This is a genomic window from Rubrivirga sp. (assembly GCF_049648075.1).
GTDB lineage: Bacteria > Bacteroidota > Rhodothermia > Rhodothermales > Rubricoccaceae > Rubrivirga.
Genome location: NZ_JBARYR010000378.1, coordinates 1 through 1,625 on the forward strand (window position 1 = coordinate 1; position 1,625 = coordinate 1,625).

Sequence of the window (1,625 nt, forward strand, 5' to 3'; positions counted from 1 at the left end):
GCGTCAGGGAGTTCGGTGTAGTACAAGAAGTCGTCCGCCGATGGCGAGGTGGCGCTGCCCTGGTAGGCGAAGAAGGCGTCGCCGGCGAACTCCGACAAGATGAACCCGCCCTCGACGAGCATGAGGCTTCCGTGCGACGGGTCCGCGAGTGCCATCGTGTTGATGTTCGCGGTCACGACGGTCCCTGCCTCGAGGGCGTTGAGCGTGACGGTCACGATGCCGTCGAAACTGCCTTCAGCAATCGTGCCGTTCGCGCTGGTCGTGTAGTCAGAAAAGTTGATCTGGGTGCCGTCCACGACGTCCGTCAGCAGGACGAAGGAAAACTCCTCACCGTCGTTGCCGCCCACCGAGCTGGACCCGCCATTGACAGGCGCGACCGCGATGATCGCGAGGTCGCCTGGGGACAGCTCCGTCCCCAGGTCAACATCGATATCGGTCACAGTGACGAAAACGTTGGCCGGGTCGGTGCCGGCGAAGTCGGCATCGCCGGTGGCGGCGCCGGTCGTGATCGTGACGGCCTGGTCCCCGTCGACCGTGGCGTCCTGGACGCCGGTCACGTCGAACGTCTGGGTCATGGTGCCTGCGGCGATAGTGACGGACGCCGGGACCGTCGCCTCGTCTGTGGCGCTGGACGCGAGCGGGATGGTCACGCTGGTCGCCGGGGCGCGCGAGAGGGTCACGGTGAACGTCCGCGATTCGTCCTCTGCAACCGCCTGGGGGGCGCCCGCGCTGCTCGACGGCGTGATGGTGATGGAAACAGCGCCGTCCGTGATGGTGAACGCGGCCGGCAAGTAGTCGCCGGGGTTGATGTTGGCGTTCTGGACGAAGTAGTTCGACGTGTCGTTGAACGCCGCGATCAACTCGGCCTTGGTGCCTTCCGTCGGAGCGTTGGTGCCCGCGTCGCGCGTGTCGTAGACGACGGTCCGGTTCGCAAACGACGTGGCTGCGTCGGCGCCGAGGGCCGACGGGGCCCCAGTCACACTCGTGCCAGCGTTCACGAAGAACAGGAAGTCGTCGGCCCGGCCCGCGACGGCGTTGGCGCCAGCAGTAAACCCGGCGCCCTGAAACCCGACGACGGAGTCGCCGCCGAACTGGGAAAGCCCGAACCCGCTCTCGCTCACCGTGACCGAGCCCTGCGTACCGTCCTCGAGGACGACAGACCCGCCGACGTTGATCGTGACCACGGTCCCAGCCGCGAGCGCGTTGAGCGTGACCAGAAGCTCGCCGTCCGTGCCGCTGTCGGAGAAAGAGTCCGTTCCTGCGTCGTAGTCGTAGTCGGAGAACCGGATCTGGGTCTCGTCCTCGACGGCCGTGAGCAGTACGAACGAGACCTGGTCGTTGATGCCGTCCACGTTGTACGGGTCGACCGCGATGATGGCGATGTCGCCTTCCTCGAGGGCGGTTTGGGCCACGGCGGTAACGCCCGAGAAGGCAGCGAGCCCCACAGCGAGAACGAGGCGTGAGAGGACGGTCGGACGGGGTAGCAAGCGCATAGAGCCACGAGAAACGGTGGCCCTAACCTATGGCACCGCGGCGGTCCAGTGGGAAGACGCTCGATGTCCGCCCTCGAGGGGCGGCCTCTACTCGTTCACCAGCTTGAGCGCCTCGAGGGCGCGGTCCCGAGC

Annotated in this window: 1 protein-coding gene; it reads right to left on the reverse strand. The window is 66.6% G+C overall.

What is annotated here, in order from left to right:
• A partial coding sequence (locus tag WBA11_RS10980) for a hypothetical protein (RefSeq protein WP_424520730.1) occupies positions 1-1,493 on the reverse strand: 1,493 nt, incomplete at its 3' end.
• Positions 1,494-1,625 lie beyond the last annotated feature (132 nt).